We start from the raw sequence: 19419 nt of genomic DNA on the forward strand, positions 1-19419 counted from the left end.
CGGCGGGGGCCGGCGGGGCGGCGGATCCGGGTCAGTGCGGGCCGAGCAGGGTGAGGGCGGCGGGCGGGCGGAGCGGCCGCAGGGCGGTGAGCCGGGCGGCGGAGGCGCGCAGGCCGTCCGAGGTGAGGGCGCGGGGCGGCGGGGCGTCGGGGGAGAGGGTGAGCGGCGGCTGGGCGGCCGCGGCGAGCAGGAAGCTCTGGCTGCTCTCCGGCCCGGGGCGGCAACTGGCCGTCGCGCTGCCCGCGACGGCGTACGGGACGGTCCGCAGCCCGGCCGCCCGCAGCCCGGACTCCACCTGCCACAGCCCCTGCCGCCCGTGCTGCTCCTCGCCGCCGCGCACGGCGAGCCGGCCGCCCGGGGCGAGCAGCCGGGTGGTGAGGCCGTAGAACTCCTGGGAGTGGAACTTCACCGGCCCGCCGTCGGCGGGGGCGGGCAGGTCGGCGAGGACCACGTCGAAGGACTGGCCGGGCGAGGGCCGGACACCGCGCAGCCAGTCCAGCGGGTCGGCCTCGGCGGTGCGCACCCGGGGGTCGTCCAGGGACCGGTCGGAGAGCGCGGCGAGCCCCGGGTCGGTGCGGGCGAGCCGGGGGAGCACCGGGTCCGGGTCGACCACCAGCACCGAGCGGACGCCGCTGTGCCGCAGCACCTCCCGGAGCGCGAGCCCGTCCCCGCCGCCGAGCAGCAGCACCCGTCCGTCCGGTCCGGCGGCCATGGCCGGGTGGACGAGGGCCTCGTCGCCCCGGTAGGCGTCCGGTCCGCAGACCGCGAGCCGGCCGTCGACGTACAGCCGCAGCGGGCCCTCGGCCGGGCCGGTGAGCACGACCTCCTGGTCGCGGCTCTGGCTGACGGAGCGGATCTGCCCGCCGTACAGGGCCTGCCGGGCCGCCCGCTCGACCGCGCCGGACCACAGGGCGGCCGAGGCGAGCAGGGCGAGGACGAGTGCGCAGCCGCCCAGGAGCAGCCGCCGGGCCCGGGGGTCGGGTTCCTCGCGGAAGAGCCAGAGCACCAGGCCGCCCCCGGCGACGGCGTTGACCGCACCGGTGACCAGCGCGCCGCTGCCGGGGCCGAGGACGGGCAGGATGAGGAACGGGAAGGCGAGGCCGCCGATCAGCGCGCCCACGTAGTCGGCGGCGAAGAGGTCGGCGGCGGCGCGGCCGGCGTCCTCGCGGCGGATCCGCTGGATCAGGGTCATCAGCAGCGGGATCTCGGCGCCGATGAGGACGCCGATGAGGCAGGTCAGGCCGACCATCGCGGCCTGGTAGCGGCCGATCCAGGCCCAGCAGGAGTAGAGCGCCAGCACCGACAGGCCGCCGGTGAGGGCGAGGGCGCACTCGACCAGGGCGAAGGCGGTGGCGGGCCGGCGGGTGAAGCGTTTGGCGAGCAGCGAGCCGAGGCCCATCGCGAACACCATGACGGAGAGCACGACCGAGGTTTGGGTGACCGAGTCCCCGAGCAGATAGTCGCCGAGGGCCACGAGTTCCAGCTCGTAGACGAGTCCGCAGGCCGCGCAGACGAACGCGGCGAGCAGCACCACCAGCCGGGCGAGCTTGGGGCGGGCACGCAAGCGGGACCGACGGCGGGCGGGCAGGGAGGTCAGGCTCCGCCCGGGCCGGGGTGGGCTGCCTTCGTCGAGGTCGAGGCCCGGCTGTGCGGGGGGCGGACCGACCGGATGATTGATCACGAACAAACGCTAGGCGACGTTCGGGACGGACGGCTGCGCCCATTCGACGGACAGGGTGGTATCGCAGGTTGACGAATCGTTCCTGCGTACGAATGAAGGCGCACGGCCGGGGCTATGGACGGCTCGGCGGGGTCGGTGTCGCTCATCGCGCGACCACCAGCGAGGAGCGGGTGCAGACCAGCCGGCCTTCCTGCGGATAGGCGTGCCAGGTGCGCCAGAGCAGGCGGTCCACCCCGCCCTGGGTGACCAGCGCGGTGAAGGCGCTGGGGTCGCCGGGGAAGACGCCGGCCAGGCCGCGCGGGTGGCCCTCGACCAGGGCGAGCAACTCCTGCGCGCGGGCGGCGAAGTCGTGCGGCGGGAGGGCCTCGATCCGGGCCGCGAACTCGTACTCCCAGCCGTCGACCTGCTTGGCCACCCGGGCCGGCAGCGGCGTCCGGCGGCCGGGCAGGCAGGCGACGGTCTCCAGGCAGTGGCCGGGTCCGGCGGCGATCACCACCTGGTGGGAGGCGCCCAGCAGGCGCAGCTGGAGGGTGCCGGACGGGCCGGGGTGGCCGGGGCCGTCGAGTCTCAGGTCGCGGACCGCGAGGGCGGGCAGCGGCTCGCCGCCCAGGCACCAGGCCAGGTCACCCGCGCGGGTGTCCGTGTAGGAGGTCTGCAAAGTGGTGAGCATGCTCGGCTCCGCGTTTCAGCTCCGTGCGCGCCCTCCGAGCAGCAGCGAGTGGGCCCGGGTCAAGGCGGGGCTGTTCGTGGCTGTGCGGTCCAGGGCGCGGCCGACCGTGGAAGGAAGGATTCCGGCTGGAGATTCAGCAGCAGAGAAGCACGAATACGCCGGGTCCGTCGGTGATTTACCCAACTTTGTCAAGCATTCACCGTTTCGAGCACATCGGCTTAGCTGCTCTGATCGACCCGGTGTGCGACTGTGCACCGCGCGCGCCTTTCGCCCCGGCCCGCACGCCGTGTGCGCGGCTCGCACGCCGTTCGCACTACGCGTGCGCCCTCGCCCCGGATGCGCCGGGCGCACGGCACCGGACCCCGGCGAAACCCTGCCGCGCAGGCACGAAGGATTGCCCGACAGGCAGCAAAGCCGCTGCCCATCGGGAGAATTGACGAATCGTCAGGACGTGCGAGAGGTCCGGTCGACGGGACGGAGCCGGGTCAGTCGGTCGACCGCCTCCTCCAGGACGTCCACCCGCTTGCAGAAGGTGAAGCGGACCAGCGGGCGGCCGGCGTCGGCGTCGTCGTAGAAGACGGCGTTGGGGATGGCCACGACTCCGCAGCGTTCGGGCAGGGTGCGGCAGAACTCGATGCCGTCCTGCTCGCCCAGCGGGGTGATGTCGGTGGTGACGAAGTAGGTGCCCCCGGGGCGGAAGACCCGGAATCCGGCCGCGGCGAGGCCGTCCGCGAGCAGGTCGCGCTTGTGCAGCAGATCGGCGCGGAAGCCGTCGAAGTAGCTGTCGGGGAGGGCGAGGGCCTCGGCGACGGCGTACTGGAACGGTCCGGCGCTGACATAGGTGAGGTACTGCTTGGCGGTGCGGACGGCGGCGACCAGCTCGGGCGTGCCGGTCACCCAGCCGACCTTCCAGCCGGTGAAGGAGAAGGTCTTGCCGGCCGAGGAGATCGAGACGGTGCGCTCGCGCATGCCGGGCAGGGCGGCGATCGGGTGGTGGGCGCCCTCGAACACCAGGTGCTCGTAGACCTCGTCGGTGACCACCAGGAGATCGCGCTCGACGGCGAGTTCGGCGATGGCGGTGAGCTCGTCGGGGGAGAGGACCAGACCGGTCGGGTTGTGCGGCGAGTTGAGCAGCAGCAGCCGGGTACGGGGGGTGACCAGCGAGCGCAGCCGGTCCAGGTCGGGGCGGAAGTCGGGGGCACGCAGGGTGAGCGGGACCCGGGTCGCGCCGGCCATCGCGATGCAGGCGCTGTAGGAGTCGTAGAACGGTTCGAGGGCGATGACCTCGTCACCGGGCTCCAGCAGGGCGAGCAGGGTGGCGGCGATGGCCTCGGTGGCGCCGGCGGTGACCAGCACCTCGGTGTCCGGGTCGTAGTCGAGGCCGTAGCGGCGCCGCTGGTGCGCCGAGATCGCGGTCCGCAGCTCGGGGACGCCCGGGCCGGGCGGGTACTGGTTGCCGCGCCCCTCGCGCAGGGCCCGGACGGCGGCCTCGCGGACCTCCTCCGGGCCGTCGGTGTCGGGGAACCCCTGGCCGAGGTTGATCGAGCCGGTGGCGGTGGCCAGTGCGGACATCTCCGCGAAGATCGTCGTACCGAGCCCGTCCAGACGACGGTTCAGCAGCGGCCTCGCACCCATCACGGCTCCTCGCACCTCGGCGGCGGCCGGGCCAGTCCTGGGGCCCGGTCGGGCCCATCCTGGGGCCCGAGGGGCCCCGGGGACAAGGACGGCCCGCCACCGGGCGTCGGTGGCGGGCCGTGCACGGGGGTTCCCCGCGGGCTCAGTTCTCGTCGGCGCCGTCGGACGGCTTGTCCTCGCCGCCCTCGCCCTCGATCTCGTCCTGAAGGCCCAGGCGCTCGACGATCCACTGCTCGAAGCCGACCGCGGCCTGGGTCCAGTTGGCGGTGGTGGTGACGAAGTAGTCCAGGTTGACGCCGGTGCCGACGATCATCTGGGCCTCACCGATCAGCCGCACCACGCCGTCCTCGTGGGTGTGGGTGTAGACCTTGGGCCACAGGGTCTCCCGGTTCCACTCGTCGATCAGGTCGAGGATCTCGCCCTTCTTCTCCAGCGGGTACGCGCGGTCGTAGAACGCCCGAACCGCGAAGAGCTCCTTCTGCTCGCCGCGGAACATGTAGTAGACGCGGAAGCCCTCCCAGGGAGCGGTGAGGTCACCCTCCTCGTCGACCACGTGCTTGAGCTGCATCTGGTCGAGCAGCTGGCCCACCAGGGCCTGGTCCGGGACGATGATCGGCGGCGGGCCGGCCGGTCGGCCGCCCTGACCGCCGGGCTGACCGCCCTGCGGCGCGCCGAAGGACGGGATGGACGACGGGTCGATGCTCATGGGGTCCTCTTCCTCAGTGCACATGGTGGTCGGCAATGAGAGGCCGCCCTTCCGAGTCCATCCTGCCTCATCCGGGGCCCACCTCACAGAGGTGCCGGCAAGCCGGGGTGGCATGGCCGGATCACGGTGCGCCCCCGGGTGATCCGGGGGCGCGGCGGGCCCGGCAGGCCCGTCCCGGAGGTCATTTCTCCAGTGGTCCGCGGGCACGGACGGTGAGGCGGTCGCCGGTCTCGTCCCGCTCGACCAGCACCGTGTCGCCGTCGTGCACCTCGCCCGCCAGGATCGCCCGGGCCAGCTGGTCGCCGATCGCGGACTGCACCAGCCGGCGCAGCGGCCGGGCGCCGTACGCCGGGTCGTAGCCGGTGAGCGCCAGCCAGTCCCGGGCGGCGGGGGAGACCTCCAGGTCGAGCCGGCGGTCGCGCAGCCGGTCGGCGAGCCGGGCCACCTGGAGGTCGACGATCCGGGTCAGCTCGGCGGTGCCGAGCGGGTCGAAGACCACGATGTCGTCCAGCCGGTTGAGGAACTCCGGCTTGAAGGCGGCCCGCACCGACTCCAGGACGAGGTCCTTCTTCCGCTCGTCCGGGGTGGTCGGGTCCACCAGGAACTGGCTGCCCAGGTTGGAGGTGAGGATCAGGATCGCGTTGCGGAAGTCCACCGTGCGGCCCTGGCCGTCGGTGAGCCGGCCGTCGTCGAGCACCTGGAGCAGCACGTCGAAGACCTCGGGGTGGGCCTTCTCCACCTCGTCCAGCAGCACCACGCTGTACGGGCGGCGGCGGACCGCCTCGGTGAGCTGGCCGCCCTCCTCGTAGCCGACGTACCCGGGCGGGGCGCCGACCAGGCGGGAGACGGAGTGCTTCTCGCCGTACTCGCTCATGTCGATGCGGACCATCGCCCGCTGGTCGTCGAAGAGGAAGTCGGCCAGGGCCTTGGCGAGTTCGGTCTTGCCGACGCCGGTGGGGCCGAGGAAGAGGAAGGAGCCGGTCGGGCGGTCCGGGTCGGCGATGCCGGAGCGGGTGCGCCGCACGGCGTCCGACACGGCCTGCACGGCCTCCGGCTGGCCGATCAGGCGTCGGCCCAACTCCTCCTCCATGCGCAGGAGTTTGGAGCTCTCGCCCTCCATCAGCCGGCCGGCCGGGATGCCCGTCCAGGACGCCACCACATCGGCCACGTCGTCCGGGCCGACCTCCTCCTTGACCATGGAGGCGGAGGTGTCCTCGCCGGCGGCGCGCTCCTGGGCGTCCGCGAGCTCCTTCTCGGCGGCCGGGATCTCGGCGTACATCAGCTTCGACGCGCGCTCGAAGTCGCCGTCCCGCTGGGCGCGTTCGAGCGCACCGTGCAGATCGTCCAGCCGCTCCTTGAGCTCGCCGACCCGGTTCAGGCTCTTCTTCTCCTGCTCCCACCGGGCCGTGAGCACGCTCAACTGCTCGTTCTTGTCGGCGAGATCGCGGCGGAGCTTGGCCAGCCGGTCGACCGAGGCCGGGTCCGACTCCTTCTCCAGGGCCAGCTCCTCCATCCGCAACCGGTCGACGGCGCGCTGGAGTTCGTCGATCTCGACCGGCGAGGAGTCGATCTCCATCCGCAGCCGGGAGGCCGCCTCGTCTACCAGGTCGATCGCCTTGTCCGGCAGGAAGCGGGAGGTGATGTACCGGTGCGAGAGGGTGGCCGCGGCGACCAGCGCGGCGTCCGAGATCTGCACCTTGTGGTGCGCCTCGTAGCGGCCCTTGAGGCCGCGCAGGATGGCGATCGAGTCCTCGACGTTCGGCTCGCCGACCAGCACCTGCTGGAAGCGGCGCTCCAGGGCCGGGTCCTTCTCGATCCGCTCGCGGTACTCGTCCAGGGTGGTGGCGCCGACCATCCGCAGCTCGCCGCGGGCCAGCATCGGCTTGAGCATGTTGCCGGCGTCCATCGCGGAGTCGCCGCCGGCGCCCGCGCCGACCATGGTGTGCAGCTCGTCGATGAAGGTGACGACCTGGCCGTTGCTCTGCTTGATGTCGTTGAGGACGGCCTTCAGCCGCTCCTCGAACTCGCCCCGGTACTTGGCGCCGGCCACCATCGCGCTGAGGTCCAGGGCGACCAGCCGCTTGCCGCGCAGCGACTCCGGCACGTCGCCGGCCACGATGCGCTGGGCCAGGCCCTCGACCACGGCCGTCTTGCCGACGCCGGGCTCGCCGATCAGCACCGGGTTGTTCTTGGTTCGGCGGGAGAGCACCTGGACCACCCGGCGGATCTCCTGGTCCCGGCCGATCACCGGGTCGAGCTTGCCGTCCCGGGCGGCCTGGGTGAGGTCGGTGCCGTACTTCTCCAGGGCCTTGTAGGTGCCCTCGGGGTCCGGCGAGGTGACCCGGGCGCTGCCGCGGACGTCCTTGAACGCGGCCAGCAGCGCCTTGGCGGTGGCGCCCTGCCGCACCAGCTGCTCGGCGACCGCCCCGCCCTCGGCGGCCAGGCCGACCAGCAGGTGCTCGGTGGAGACGTACTGGTCGTCGAGGTCGTCGGCGCGCTTGCCGGCCTCGGTCAGCACGGCCATCGTGTCGCGGGCCAGCTGTGGCGCGGCGACGGTGGAGCCCGAGGCGCTGGGCAGCCCGGCCAGCTGCCGGCGGGCGTCGGCGTCGATCGCGGACACGTCCGCGCCGACCGCCTCCAGCAGCGGCCTGGCGATGCCCTCGGGCTGTTCCAGCAGGGCGATCAGGATGTGCACCGGCTTGACGTCCGGGTTGCCGGCCGCACCCGCCTGCCGGATCGCGGCGGACAGGGCATCCTGCGTCTTGGTGGTGAACTTGCTGGCGTCCACTGCTGGGGGGTCCTCCCTCGTCGAGCTGATGTCTGCTCTCTACAGCATGCACTAAGTTGAGTCTATTCCGCTCAACTTTTGCGTGAACGATCGGGGCGGGCCCGCAGAACGGGCCGCTCGCTCCGCGCGGCCGCCCCGGTGGCGCCGGCGGCCGCGCCCGTCCCGGTGGCCGGCCGGGCCGCCGTCCTCGGCGGGAGGGTCCGGGCCTGGGCCATCCTCGCCTGGTGCGTGCCCGCCGTCCGCCGGGTCAGCGCCAGCAGGTCCCGGGCCGGGCCGGTCGGCCGCTGCCCGGACGGCCAGACCGCCCGCAGCGGTCGCCGCAGGTCCAGCTCCTCCGCCAGCCGCACCGCCACCAGCCGCCGGGTCGCCAGCTCCTCCACCACCGCCAGCTCGCTCAGGCAGACCGGCCCGGCGCCGGTCATCGCCGCCGCCTTGAGCGCCGTCGACGAGGCCAGCTCCAGCCGCGGCGGCGCGGCGCCGCCGTACGGGGCCAGTGCCATCTCCAGCACCTCCCTGGTCCCCGAGCCCGGCTCGCGCAGCACCAGCGGGGTCGCCGAGAGCTCCGCCCCGGACAGCGGCGAACGCCGCCGCGCCCACGGATGGTCCGGCGCCACCACGACCACCAGCCGGTCCGCCGCCACCACCGCGCCGGCCAGGCCGGCCGGCGGCAGCGGCCCCTCGACGAAGCCCAGGTCGGCGTCCCCGGACAGCACGTGCCCGGCCACGTCCGCCGAGTTGGCGGTGCGCAGCGTCACGGCCGTCCCCGGGTTGGTCGCGTGCAGCGCCAGCAGCCAGCCCGGCATCAGGTACTCGGCGACGGTCAGGCTGGCCACCACGGTCAGCCGGGCGTCCCGGCGCTCGCGCAGCGCGTCGATCCCGGCGTCCAGCGCCTGCGCCGCCTCCACCACCTGCCGGGCCCACTCGACCACCAGCCGGCCCGCCTCGGTGGGCCGGGAGCCGCGCGGGGAGCGCTCCAGCAGCGGGACGCCGATCTGCCGCTCCATGCCCTTGATCCGGGCGCTGGCGGTCGGCTGGCTCACCCCGATCTCGGCGGCCGCCCGGCCGACACTGCCGAGCCGGGCCACCGCGAGCAGCAGCTCCAGGGCACCGATTTCGGGGACGCGCGGGGAGAGGGGCATAGATTCAGGCTATGCCCTCATAGAGCGGGCGGCGCTACCGGCGGCCGCCGTCCCGGGGGACGGTTGATGGCATGGTCACCCTGCTCAGCGCCGCTCCCCCCTTGTCCGCCCGGGCCCGCCTCTCCGCGCGGGCCCGCCGCCTCGACCTCTCCCAGCTCACCCCGAACTGGTACGCGGTGGTCATGGGGACGGCGATCGTGGCGAACGGCGCGGCCGCCCTCCCGGTCCGGTGGCGCGGCCTGCTGGGGTTCGCCGAGGTGGTGTGGGCGCTCGGACTGGCCGCTCTGCTGCTGCTCGGCACCGCCCGCGCGGTCCACCTCACCCGGCACCGCGAGGCCGCCAGGGAGCACCTGCTGGAGAACCCGGCCACCGCCGTCTTCTACGGCTGTCCGCCGATGGCGCTGCTCTCGGTCGGCCTCGGCACCCTGACCGTCGGCTCCCGGGTCATCGGCACCGGCCCGGCCGTCGCGATCGACCTGGTGCTGTGGACGGCGGGCACGGTGTACGCGCTGGCCGTCGCGGTCGGCATCCCCTATCTGATGATCACCCGGCACAAGGTCTCCCCGCTCGGGGCCAACCCGACCTGGCTGCTGCCCGTGGTCGCCCCGCTGGTCGCCTCCGCCGCCGGCCCGGCGCTCGTCCCGCACCTGCCCGCCGGCGGCGCCCGGGAGACCCTGCTGTACGGCTGCGCGACGCTGTTCGGGATCGGCCTGCTGGCCACCCTGGCCCTGCTGCCGGTGGTGCTCACCGGCCTGGTGCACAGCAAGCTGTCCGCCCTGGCGCTCACCCCGACCCTGTTCCTGGTGCTCGGCCCGCTCGGCCAGTCCACCACCGCCGTCCACCAGCTCGCCGACGCCGCCGGCCCGGTCCTCCCCCGGCTGGCCCCGGTCGCGCTCCCGCTCGCCGAGCTGTACGGCGTGGCCGTGCTCGGCGTCGCGATGCTGTGGCTGCTGCTCGCCCTCGCCGCCAATCTGCGCGCCCGGCGGGCCGGGATGGGGTTCGGGATGACCTGGTGGGCGTTCACCTTCCCGATCGGCACCTGCGTCACCGGGGCGGCCGCGCTGGCCCGGCACACCGGCTTCGCCGGGTTCACCGGGCTCGCCGTCGGCCTGTTCGCGCTGCTGCTGGTGGGCTGGGCGCTCGCGGCCGGCGGCACGGCCGCCGCGCTGGCCGGCGGACGGCTGCTGGCCCGCTGAGGCCCGCCGGGACCGGCGCCGGCCGCCCCCGCGTCCGGTTTTCCGGACTCCGCGCGTCCGTCACCGAACGGACGGACGGTCGGAAAACTTCCGCCGTACCGCACTGACCTGGGCTTTCGCAGGAATCGGCAGCGGCGCGCGGCGGTCCGGACCGGTCCGGTGCTGCAGGTTTCTGCAATTGCGAGAACATGCAGCAGGGCGGCACTTGTTCACCGGCCGTCACGCTGTGAGGGTGGAGTCACGCCAGGTCGTCCGGGCAACCGCAGCCCGATGACGGTGACTTGCTCTTCATTACTGGATGCGACCGGCACGTCCGCACGTGCCTGCATATCGGGGGGGAGAGCGCCGGCCGGGACGCCATGTGTGGTGATGGCCCCCGGGACCGGAGCCGGCGAGGCGTTGCTGCTCCGCCTCGCCGGAAGCACTGGGACCACGGCGTAGACCGACGGCTCCCCGGACCCGTGTGCGACGGCACCCGAGGTCCGGGGGCCCGTCGGTCCCCAGTAGCGTGAGGGCCGCCGGCCACCGCGCGGCGCGCGAGGAGCACCACACCCCGAGAGAACCCGGCAGGGAGCGTTCGACGTGACGTTCGGAGCGACGGCGGATCCGAAGGACACCCCGGGCGACGAGGGCGCGACCGGCGCCGCCGCGGTCACCGGCGAACCCGACGAGACCGCCCGCGGCCTCTACCTGGCGATCCTCGCCGACGGCGGCCGCATCCGCTTCGCCGACGTCCCCGAGGCCGACCGCGAGGCCGTCCGCCGGCTGGTCTCCATCGGCCTGCTGATGCCCAACCCGATGGACGCCTGCTACACCGCCGTGAGCCCCCGCTCGGTCAGCGACCGCCTCGGCGCCGAACTCCGCAGCGAGGCCACCCGGTTGCTGGTCCGCGCCGAGAACCTCCCCGGCGCCCTGGACGCCCTCACCCGCGCCTACGACGCGATGCCCCGCCCGCCCGAGCGCTCCGGCGGGGCCGTCTACATCGAGGGCCACATCCACATCCGGCACCGGATCTCGCAGCTGGTCTCCGACTGCCGTACCGAGGTCCTCACCGCCCAGCCGGGGCCCCGCCCGGCCGATGCGCTCAAGATCGCGATCCAGCAGGACGTCCAACTGCTCCGGCGCGGCTGCTCGCTGCGCACCATCTACCAGCCGGTCGCGATGTCCGAACCGCCCGCCCTCGCCTACGCCGAGGAGGTCACCCGGCGCGGCTCGCTGATCCGGATCCTGGACGAGCCCATCCAGCGGCTGATGATCTTCGACCGCTCGGTCGCCGTGATCTCCGCCTCGGACGACCACAGCACTGCCGCGTTCATCACCGACCCGGCCGGGATCGCCTTCATCGTCAACGCCTTCGAGCGCGACTGGTGCCGCGCCGACGCCATCGGCCGCTCCACCGCGCCCGGCCGGAGCGCCGCCCAGGGCGCCCCCGAACGGGTCGGCCGCCTGCTCGCCCGCGGTCTCACCCAACGCGCCGTCGCCACCCGCCTCGGCCTCAGCGAACGCACCGTCGCCGCCCACATCTCCCGGCTGCGCGACCGCTACGGCGCCCAGACCCTCTTCCAGCTCGGCTGGCTGATGCGGGGCGGCCGTGACGACGGATGACCCGGCCGCCCCGGCCCTGCGCACCCCCTCGGAGATGCTGAGCGCGGCGCTGCCGGACGAGGCCGCGCAGGAGCTGTACCTGTCCGTGCTGCACGAGAGTGGCCGGATCCGGGCCGCCGACGTCGACGCCCGGGACGCCGTTCCGCTGGAACGCCTGGTCGAGCTGGGGTTGCTGGTGCCGCAGGTGCTGGACGCCTCCTACAGCGCGGTCGACCCGCGGGCGGTCGTGGACCGCATCGGTGCGGGGGTCCGCTCGACGGGAGCCCGGCTGATGGCCGAGGCGGAACGGCTGCCGGAGCTGATGGGCGGTCTCACCCGGGCCTACGACGCGGCGCCGTGCCGGAGCGACCGGCCGGTCGGCGTCCGCTACCTGACGGACATGGAGGAGATCCGGCACGAGATCGAACGGTTCTCCCAGGAGTACCGGAACGAGGGTCTGACCGCCCAGCCAGGCGGCGCCCGGCCGGTCGCCCTGCTGCCCGACTCGCTCGACCGCGCCCGCCGCTACCTCGAGCGCGGTGGTTCGATGCGGACCCTGTACGAACCGGCGGCCCGCCTGGACGGCCCGACGGTCGACTACGCGGCCGAGGCCACCCGGCTCGGCTGCGCGGTACGGGTGCCGGCCGTGCCGTTCAAGCGGATGCTGGTCTTCGACCGGCTGGTGGCGGTCATCCCCGCGGCGGCGGACAACTCCAGTGCGGCCGTCGTGGAGGATCCCGCCACGGTGGCGTTCCTGGTCGACGTGTTCGAGCAGCACTGGCAGCAGGCCGAGGGCGTCAACTGGGCCGCGCTCTCGGCTGGTTCGGCCGAGAGCGCGAACTCGGCGCAGGACCAGGTCGGCCGCCTGCTCGCCCAGGGCCTCACCCAGCGGGCGATCGCCTCGCGGCTGGGACTGAGCGAGCGGACGGTGGCGGCGCACATCGCCCGGCTGCGGGAGCTGTACGACGCCGAGACGCTGTTCCAGCTCGGCTGGCAGATGCGGGGAGCCCGGACGGGGGAGTCCGGTGCCTGACCCGCGGTCAGCCGGTGGCCGCGCCGGTGGGCCAGTAGCCGGTCGGGCCGACGGCCGGGGGCTGCTGCCGGGGGACGGTGAACTGCTCGCCGGGGGCGGTCCAGAAGCCCTCGCGCAGGGAGAGCGCCATGCCGGCCCAGTCGAGGGCGGTCTCCACCGTGTGGTGGAGCGCCTCCTGGGACCAGGTGTCGTCGAAGACCAGCGGCAGGACGGGGGCGACCTGCTCGATGGTGGCGATCAGCGGGTTGTGGGTGATGGCTTCGTCCACCAGCAGGACGATCGGCTTGCGCAGCGCGGACGCCCAGCCCAGCTCCAGGCTGACGCCGGCGGAGAGCGGCGCGCCGACGTAGGCGAAGACCAGGTCCGCGGACTGCAGCGCGCGGAAGTCCGACGGCACCCGCGGCTCGGGGGCGCGGCCGGCCACGGTCCAGGCGTCGCTGTGGTGGGCGCTGTAGACGGCGGCGCCACTGCGAAGAAGGGTGGTGCGGAGGGTCGTCAGCCGCGTCCGGCTGGCGAGCGTCACCACACTGTCCGCCGGCCCGGTCAGCCGCATCAGCGGCGCGGCCAGGAAGACTCGTGCACGCCGACCCTCGTGGGCCTGGCTGTCGTGGTGACGCAGGTAGGGCTCAGTCATGTCGACTCCGGGGAGTGGCTGATCGGGTTCACCAGGTCCGGCAGGGTTGGGTCAGGGGTTCCGATCGGCGTGGCTGCGGTCTCCGCTCGAGGTGCGGGGCCGAATGGTGAATTGAAGGTACATCGGCAAGTGTGGTGAGCTTGCCGGGACCATCGGGAGCGAACTGATCGTCCATCGTTCGGGGCGGCCGAGTCCACTGCTTGGAGGTGTCATCTGACTGCCTGGCATGGAGATGACGCACTTCTGTGAAGGGGGGATGTGGCGCGCGCGTTCGAGCTGGGGCATTATGTGGTCGATTGCTCAGCTGTTCCCATTGCTCGATACCCTGCGACTACTCAGGAAGGCGTGATCGCATGCTTCGCCTGCGCCGGCACGTTCGCATTGTGGCGGCTTCGATCGCTGCCGTTGTAGCAGTATTGACCGCGAGCAGCCAGATTGTCTCGGCAGCTTCCGGCCACCGGCCCGCGTCGCACAGCCCCGCGTCCTCGGAGCTGCGGACGGTTGCACTGACGGACAGCGACAGCAACTGGACCTGAGCCGCTCCGTCGGAGGGCTCGTCGGGTCAGTCGGTCGCCTCGTCCAGCCCGTCCGGTCGGCTCTCGGGGTGACCGTGCTGGGGGTTCCGGGCCAGCACGTATCCGAGCTGGAACAGTGAATCGACCTTGTAGTCCTCACGCATGTCCGCTATGTGACGTGCCAGGGTGCGTTCGCTGATACCGAGGCTTCTGGCTATGACGCGATGACTGGTGCCCTTCAGCAGCAGATCGATGATCGTCTGTCGCAGGCGTGAGATGACTTCCTGGGGTACCGCCCGGGCGCCGTCGAATTCGAGTGCGCGGTTCCAGTTGCGCTCGAAGATCTCGGAGACCAGGTAGCTGATGATCGCCCTGTCGTGAATGAACGCGGCCACATTCAGGTCGTCGGCGACAGGAATGATGGCGGTACGCCGATCGACGACGATGAGTCGCGTGTACGGCTCGTCCAGCGTGCGGACCTGCCCGCCCGCGTCCGTGATCGCCAGGACGTAGTCCCTGGTGGCCGGGTGGTAGCGGGTGCTCGGGTGGTAGATCGTCCGGAACGTGGCGCCTCTCTGGAGGAGGGCCAGATCCCGGTCCCGACTGCTGGCAAGGGCCTCCGGCGGGCGAGGACCGCCCGGCTGCGCGGCCAGGAACTCCTCGGTGCAGCTGGTGGTCAGCTGGCCCAGCCGTTGGTTGATCAGCACTTTTCCGCGCACGTACTCGATGCTGCCGCCGGTCTGCTTCGGCGTGTGGAAAGCCTCGGTCAGGTCCTTCAGGTCGATCGGCAGTGCCTCGGCCCGGGAGAGCAGGTCGAGGGCCTTGCGCTGCCAGGAAGCGATGAGCCCGGACGAAAGCTGCTGGGGGTCCACGGCCACGAGGACGTTCGGATCGTCCGTGTCCGGTACCAGCAGGCCGATGTCGAGAAGCTCCTGAAGGTACTCGGCGTCGGTGGCATCCCGGTTTTCGGGCAGCAGGCGACCGTGGGTGTGCAGGATGTCGAGATACAGCTTGCGGGCATTATCCGAAAGGACGCCGAGACCGCCTGAGGTGAGTCCGGGATCGGCCGTCTCGCTCATCTGCGGCTCCCTGGTGTCGGATAGGGCTGTGTGAAGCCGGGGCTCCGACTTCGACGGGGATCTTGGACAGAGCCTTCGAGGGCCGGCATCGGTGTTTTCGATCTGCTGTTGCCCGCATCGAGCACTCTCTCACCAAACGCCGCGCCGCCGGCACCCCCCGACCAGAGGGAAACCGGCGGCGGGCGGCCGTCGTGCGAGGGGTCAGCGCTTGGGGCGCCAGACCACGAGGGCGCTGGAGTGCGGGGTGGGCGGCTGGTAGGGGACCAGGTCGCGGCGGTAGGAGGCGTGGATGGTGGCCTCGCGCTGCTGGAGCGCGGTGGCCGCGCCCTCCAGGGCGTCGGCCAGTTCGGCGATGCGGGACTGGAGGGCGGTGACCTGGTTCTCCAGCTCGATGATCCGCTTGATGCCGGCCAGGTTGATGCCCTCGTCCTGGGAGAGCCGCTGGACCTCGCGCAACTGCTGGATGTCGCGCGCGGAGTAGCGGCGGCCCCGGCCGGCGGTGCGGTCGGGGCAGACCAGGCCGAGCCGGTCGTACTGGCGGAGGGTCTGCGGGTGCAGACCGGAGAGCTCGGCGGCCACCGAGATCACGTAGACCGGGGTCTCCTCGGTGAGCACGTACTGGGGCTGCGGGGCGCTCCGGCGCGTGGTGCGGCGGGCGCCGCCACCGGGCAGGCCGTCACCGAGGCCGGGTCCGATGGGTTCGTCGGGGATCATCTGGTCGTCACGCTCCCTTCGCCGCTCTGAACAGGGCGGCTCGTGGGTCGTCGGAGGCGGTCGCCTCGCGGTACTGCTCCAGTGCGGTCAGCGCGTCGCCGGTGACGGTCTGGGGCACCACGACCTCCACGGTGACCAGCAGGTCGCCGCGGGTGCCGTCCTTGCGGGTGGCGCCCTTGCCGCGGGCCCGCAGGGTCAGGCCGTTGGCACTGCCCGGGGGCAGCTTGAGCTTCACCGACGGGCCGTTCAGGGTCGGCACCTCGATGGTGCCGCCGAGGGCGGCCTCGGGGAAGGTGACCGGGACGGTCACGGTCAGGTTGTCGGCCTTGCGCCCGAAGACGGGGTGCGAATCGACGTGCACGGTGACGTAGAGGTCGCCGGGCTGGCCGCCGCGCTCGCCCTGGGCGCCCTTGCCCTTGAGCCGGATCCGCTGGGCGTCCTGGACGCCGGCCGGGATCCGGACCTGCATGGTGCGGGCGGAGCTGGCCCGGCCGCTGCCGTGGCAGTCGGTGCACGGGTCGTCGACGATCATGCCGCGGCCGCGGCAGTCCCGGCAGGGCTCGGAGAGCGCGAAGGCGCCCTGGCCCCGGCTCACGGTGCCGGAGCCGACGCAGGTCGGGCAGACCCGCGGGGTGGTGCCGGACTTGGCGCCGGTGCCGTTGCAGAGGCGGCAGGGGGCCTGGCTGGTCATCCGCAGCGGGACGGTCGCGCCGTCGACGGCCTCCTCGAAGGAGAGCGTCACCTCGGTCTCGACGTCGGAGCCGCGCCGCGGCTGGGCCTGCCGGCCGCCCCGGTTGAAGAGGCCGCCGAAGACGTCGCCGATCCCGCCGCTGCCGCCGCCGCCCTGGCTGCCGCTGAACAGGTCGCCGAAGTCGAAGCTGTAGCTGCCGGTGCCACCGGGGCCGCCGGCCCGGAAGCCGCCGTTGGCGAAGAGGCTGCGGGCCTCGTCGTACTCCTTGCGGCGCTTCTCGTCGGAGAGGACGTCGTACGCCTCGGAGATGTCCTTGAACCGCTCCTCGGCCTTGGTGTCGCCCTTGTTGGCGTCGGGGTGGAACTCGCGCGCCAGCTTGCGGTAGGTCTTCTTGATCTCTGTGGCGCTGGCGTCCTTCGGCACGCCGAGGACCTTGTAGTAGTCCTTCTCCACGTAGTCCTTGCCGCTCATGGCCGGCGCCACCTCCCGAGGTCCATCGTCACAGTGCTGTCAACGGTCGGAACCCGGCCAGTGGTGCCGGGGAACCTCGACAGCGCGCTGCGGAGCCGTCCGCCGTACTGGCCGGCGTACGACTCCGCAGCGCAAGGGTTGTCAGCTGTCACCGGTGGTCAGCTGTCCGAGCCACCGTCGGCCTGGTCCTTCTTCTCCCCGCCCTTGGCGGTGTCGGCGTCCGGGCCGGGCGTGGTCTGGGTGCCCGGCTGGGGCTCCGCGACCGCGACCATCGCCGGGCGGATGATCCGCTCGCCGATCCGGTAGCCGGGCTGGAGGATCTGGACGCAGGTGTCCTCGGTGACCTCCGAGGAGTAGCTGTGCATCAGCGCCTCGTGCATGGTCGGGTCGAAGGGCTCGCCCTCCTTGCCGAACTGCTGCAGGCCCAGCTTGGCGACGACCGTCTCCAGCGACTCGGCGACGGACTTGAAGCCGCCCGTCACCTCGCCGTGGTCGCGGGCCCGGCCGATGTCGTCCAGGACCGGGATCAGCGACTCCAGGATGTTGGAGACGGCGATCTCGCGGACCGTCAGCCGATCGCGCTCGACCCGCTTGCGGTAGTTCTGGTACTCGGCCTGGAGGCGCTGGAGATCGGCGGTGCGCTCGGCGAGCTGCTTGGCCGCAGCGTCCCCCGAGGTGGTGCCCGCGTCGGTGCCCTCGGCACCGGCCGCGGCGGCCTCCTCGGCGGCCTTGATCACGGCCTCCTCGGCGGCGGAGTCGTCGCCGGGCTCGGCACCCTGCGGCTTCTCCGTCATGCCGCACCACCCTTGGGCTTCTCGTCGTCCACGATCTCGGCGTCGACGACGTCGTCGTCCTTGGCACCGGCGTCACCGGCGTCGCCGGCCGCGCCCGCCGCACCGGCGGCGTCGGCGTTGGCGTAGAGCGCCTGGCCGAGCTTCTGGGCGGTGGTGGAGACCTTCTCCGAGGCCTCGCGGATCGCCGCGATGTCCTCGCCCTTCAGGGCCTCCTTGAGCTCGCCGATGGCGGTCTCGACCTCGGTCTTGACGTCGGCCGGGAGCTTGTCGGAGTTGTCGGCGATGAACTTCTCGGTGGAGTACACGAGCTGCTCGGCCTGGTTGCGGGTCTCCACGGCCTCGCGGCGCTTGTGGTCCTCCTCCGCGTACTGCTCGGCCTCGCGCATCATGCGCTCGATGTCGTCCTTCGGCAGCGCGGAGCCGCCGGTGACGGTCATCTTCTGCTCCTTGCCGGTGCCGAGGTCCTTCGCGCCGACGTGCATGATGCCGTTGGCGTCGATGTCGAAGGTGACCTCGATCTGGGGCAGGCCGCGGGGGGCCGGCGGCAGGCCGGTCAGCTCGAACATGCCGAGCTTCTTGTTGTACGCCGCGATCTCGCGCTCGCCCTGGTAGACCTGGATCTGCACGGACGGCTGGTTGTCCTCGGCCGTGGTGAAGATCTCGGAGCGCTTGGTCGGGATCGTGGTGTTGCGCTCGATCAGCTTGGTCATGATGCCGCCCTTGGTCTCGATGCCGAGGGACAGCGGGGTGACGTCGAGCAGCAGGACGTCCTTGACCTCGCCCTTGAGGACACCGGCCTGGAGCGAGGCGCCGATGGCGACGACCTCGTCCGGGTTGACGCCCTTGTTGGCGTCCTTGCCGCCGGTCAGCTCGCGGACGAGCTCGGCGACGGCCGGCATCCGGGTCGAGCCGCCGACGAGGACGACGTGGTCGATCTCGGAGAGGGCGATGCCCGCGTCCTTGATGACGTTGTGGAACGGGACCTTGCAGCGCTCCAGCAGGTCCGAGGTGAGCTGCTGGAACTGGGCCCGGGTGAGCTTCTCGTCCAGGTGCAGCGGGCCCTCGGCGGAGGCCGTGATGTAGGGCAGGTTGATCGAGGTCTCGGAGGACGAGGACAGCTCGATCTTGGCCTTCTCGGAGGCCTCGCGCAGACGCTGCAGGGCCATCTTGTCCTTGGACAGGTCGACACCGTGGCCGGCCTGGAAGACCTTGACCAGGTGGTCGACGACCTTCTGGTCCCAGTCGTCGCCACCGAGGTGGTTGTCACCGTTGGTGGCCTTCACCTCGACGACCCCGTCGCCGATCTCCAGCAGCGAGACGTCGAAGGTGCCGCCGCCGAGGTCGAAGACCAGGATGGTCTGGTCGTCCTTGTCCAGGCCGTAGGCCAGGGCGGCCGCGGTCGGCTCGTTGACGATGCGCAGGACGTTGAGGCCCGCGATCTCACCGGCCTCCTTGGTCGCCTGGCGCTCGGAGTCGGAGAAGTACGCCGGGACGGTGATGACGGCGTCGGTGACCGTCTCGCCCAGGTAGGACTCGGCGTCGCGCTTCAGCTTCTGCAGGATGAAGGCGCTGATCTGCTGCGGGTTGAAGTCCTTGCCGTCCAGCCCGATCTTCCAGCTGGTGCCCATGTGGCGCTTGACCGAGCGAATGGTGCGGTCCACGTTGGTGACCGCCTGGCGCTTGGCCACCTCGCCGACGAGCACCTCGCCGTTCTTGGCGAAGGCGACGACGGACGGCGTGGTCCGCGCGCCCTCGGCGTTCGTGATGACGGTGGGCTCGCCACCCTCCAGAACGCTGACGACCGAGTTCGTCGTGCCGAGGTCGATGCCGACCGCGCGTGCCATCGTAAATACCTCCACGGAAGAGTTGAGCTTTACGGGCTCAAGGATGCATGACAGGCCGGGGCACGTCAACAGCTATGAGTCCGCCTCGCTCAACTTTGGTGAGCCGAGGGCTGAGCCGACCGCTGCCGCGGCACGGCCGGGATGCCGCCGGGACACGGCCGGGGGTGCCCCGAGCGTGCGCTCACGTGACTGCCGCCATACCTTGAGCATCTTCAGGAGTAGTGGTGCCCGGCGGTAATGTCCGG

General features: G+C 72.4%; 15 protein-coding genes. 3 read left to right on the plus strand and 12 right to left on the minus strand.

Annotated elements, in window-relative coordinates; translation table 11 throughout:
• Positions 1-31: 31 nt before the first annotated feature.
• From ADK60_RS00620 to ADK60_RS00645, 6 genes are all read right to left on the minus strand, one after another.
• Complete coding sequence (locus ADK60_RS00620; protein WP_353651714.1) at positions 32-1681, minus strand: spermine/spermidine synthase domain-containing protein; 1650 nt, start codon at positions 1679-1681, stop codon at positions 32-34.
• Between the two features lie 142 nt (positions 1682-1823).
• Positions 1824-2351, minus strand: coding sequence for a DUF2617 family protein (locus ADK60_RS00625; RefSeq protein ID WP_053642292.1), 528 nt, complete (start codon positions 2349-2351; stop codon positions 1824-1826).
• A 444-nt stretch (positions 2352-2795) separates the two neighbouring features.
• Complete coding sequence (locus ADK60_RS00630; protein WP_053642295.1) at positions 2796-3986, minus strand: pyridoxal phosphate-dependent aminotransferase; 1191 nt, start codon at positions 3984-3986, stop codon at positions 2796-2798.
• 142 nt (positions 3987-4128) lie between these two features.
• Positions 4129-4692 carry a type III secretion system chaperone family protein gene (locus ADK60_RS00635; protein WP_030392501.1) on the minus strand — a complete coding sequence of 188 codons (564 nt, stop codon included), beginning with the start codon at positions 4690-4692 and terminating at the stop codon, positions 4129-4131.
• 181 nt (positions 4693-4873) lie between these two features.
• Positions 4874-7480 carry an ATP-dependent chaperone ClpB gene (gene clpB, locus ADK60_RS00640; RefSeq protein WP_053642297.1) on the minus strand — a complete coding sequence of 869 codons (2607 nt, stop codon included), beginning with the start codon at positions 7478-7480 and terminating at the stop codon, positions 4874-4876.
• Positions 7481-7551: 71 nt separating this feature from the next.
• On the minus strand, positions 7552-8619 hold the full coding sequence (locus ADK60_RS00645; RefSeq protein WP_079007933.1) for a LysR family transcriptional regulator: 1068 nt from the start codon (positions 8617-8619) through the stop codon (positions 7552-7554).
• A gap of 71 nt (positions 8620-8690) precedes the next feature.
• Here ADK60_RS00645 and ADK60_RS00650 point away from each other — a divergent pair, with 71 nt between their 5' ends.
• The 3 genes from ADK60_RS00650 to ADK60_RS00660 all read left to right on the plus strand — a co-directional run bounded on the left by ADK60_RS00650 (position 8691) and on the right by ADK60_RS00660 (position 12432).
• A complete protein-coding gene (locus tag ADK60_RS00650; protein ID WP_079007934.1) occupies positions 8691-9815 on the plus strand; it encodes a TDT family transporter in 1125 nt (374 codons plus the stop codon).
• Positions 9816-10397: 582 nt separating this feature from the next.
• The gene (locus tag ADK60_RS00655; protein WP_053642299.1) at positions 10398-11420 is read left to right on the plus strand and encodes a LuxR C-terminal-related transcriptional regulator; all 1023 of its coding nucleotides are present in this window, start codon (positions 10398-10400) and stop codon (positions 11418-11420) included.
• Positions 11407-12432 carry a helix-turn-helix transcriptional regulator gene (locus ADK60_RS00660; protein WP_053642301.1) on the plus strand — a complete coding sequence of 342 codons (1026 nt, stop codon included), beginning with the start codon at positions 11407-11409 and terminating at the stop codon, positions 12430-12432. Before ADK60_RS00655 ends, ADK60_RS00660 begins: the two co-directional genes overlap by 14 nt.
• Before the next feature lie 7 nt (positions 12433-12439).
• Here ADK60_RS00660 and ADK60_RS00665 read toward each other — a convergent pair whose 3' ends face one another.
• The 6 genes from ADK60_RS00665 to dnaK all read right to left on the minus strand — a co-directional run bounded on the left by ADK60_RS00665 (position 12440) and on the right by dnaK (position 19174).
• Positions 12440-13066 (minus strand): TIR domain-containing protein, encoded by a 627-nt coding sequence (locus ADK60_RS00665; protein WP_051740548.1) that lies wholly within the window; start codon positions 13064-13066, stop codon positions 12440-12442.
• A 562-nt stretch (positions 13067-13628) separates the two neighbouring features.
• Positions 13629-14660 (minus strand): TrmB family transcriptional regulator, encoded by a 1032-nt coding sequence (locus tag ADK60_RS00670; RefSeq protein WP_052708899.1) that lies wholly within the window; start codon positions 14658-14660, stop codon positions 13629-13631.
• Between the two features lie 201 nt (positions 14661-14861).
• A complete protein-coding gene (locus ADK60_RS00675; protein WP_078896297.1) occupies positions 14862-15374 on the minus strand; it encodes a heat shock protein transcriptional repressor HspR in 513 nt (170 codons plus the stop codon).
• Positions 15375-15381: 7 nt separating this feature from the next.
• Positions 15382-16536, minus strand: a complete 1155-nt coding sequence (dnaJ, locus tag ADK60_RS00680; RefSeq protein ID WP_045938832.1) for a molecular chaperone DnaJ — start codon at positions 16534-16536, stop codon at positions 15382-15384.
• A gap of 158 nt (positions 16537-16694) precedes the next feature.
• A complete protein-coding gene (gene grpE / locus ADK60_RS00685; protein WP_053642303.1) occupies positions 16695-17330 on the minus strand; it encodes a nucleotide exchange factor GrpE in 636 nt (211 codons plus the stop codon).
• Complete coding sequence (gene dnaK, locus ADK60_RS00690; RefSeq protein ID WP_045938830.1) at positions 17327-19174, minus strand: molecular chaperone DnaK; 1848 nt, start codon at positions 19172-19174, stop codon at positions 17327-17329. The genes grpE and dnaK overlap by 4 nt, the downstream gene beginning before the upstream one ends.
• Positions 19175-19419: the final 245 nt, after the last annotated feature.

Source organism: Streptomyces sp. XY431 (genome assembly GCF_001279805.1).
Taxonomy (GTDB): domain Bacteria; phylum Actinomycetota; class Actinomycetes; order Streptomycetales; family Streptomycetaceae; genus Kitasatospora; species Kitasatospora purpeofusca.

Coding starts and splice junctions, on each gene's coding strand:
- ADK60_RS00625 (WP_053642292.1), bottom strand. CDS start 2,351: ATGCTCACCACTTTGCAGACCTCCTACACGGACACCCGCGCGGGTGAC.
- ADK60_RS00630 (WP_053642295.1), bottom strand. CDS start 3,986: ATGGGTGCGAGGCCGCTGCTGAACCGTCGTCTGGACGGGCTCGGTACG.
- ADK60_RS00635 (WP_030392501.1), bottom strand. CDS start 4,692: ATGAGCATCGACCCGTCGTCCATCCCGTCCTTCGGCGCGCCGCAGGGC.
- ADK60_RS00645 (WP_079007933.1), bottom strand. CDS start 8,619: ATGCCCCTCTCCCCGCGCGTCCCCGAAATCGGTGCCCTGGAGCTGCTG.
- ADK60_RS00650 (WP_079007934.1), top strand. CDS start 8,691: ATGGTCACCCTGCTCAGCGCCGCTCCCCCCTTGTCCGCCCGGGCCCGC.
- ADK60_RS00665 (WP_051740548.1), bottom strand. CDS start 13,066: ATGACTGAGCCCTACCTGCGTCACCACGACAGCCAGGCCCACGAGGGT.
- ADK60_RS00670 (WP_052708899.1), bottom strand. CDS start 14,660: ATGAGCGAGACGGCCGATCCCGGACTCACCTCAGGCGGTCTCGGCGTC.
- ADK60_RS00675 (WP_078896297.1), bottom strand. CDS start 15,374: ATGATCCCCGACGAACCCATCGGACCCGGCCTCGGTGACGGCCTGCCC.
- dnaJ (WP_045938832.1), bottom strand. CDS start 16,536: ATGAGCGGCAAGGACTACGTGGAGAAGGACTACTACAAGGTCCTCGGC.
- grpE (WP_053642303.1), bottom strand. CDS start 17,330: ATGACGGAGAAGCCGCAGGGTGCCGAGCCCGGCGACGACTCCGCCGCC.
- dnaK (WP_045938830.1), bottom strand. CDS start 19,174: ATGGCACGCGCGGTCGGCATCGACCTCGGCACGACGAACTCGGTCGTC.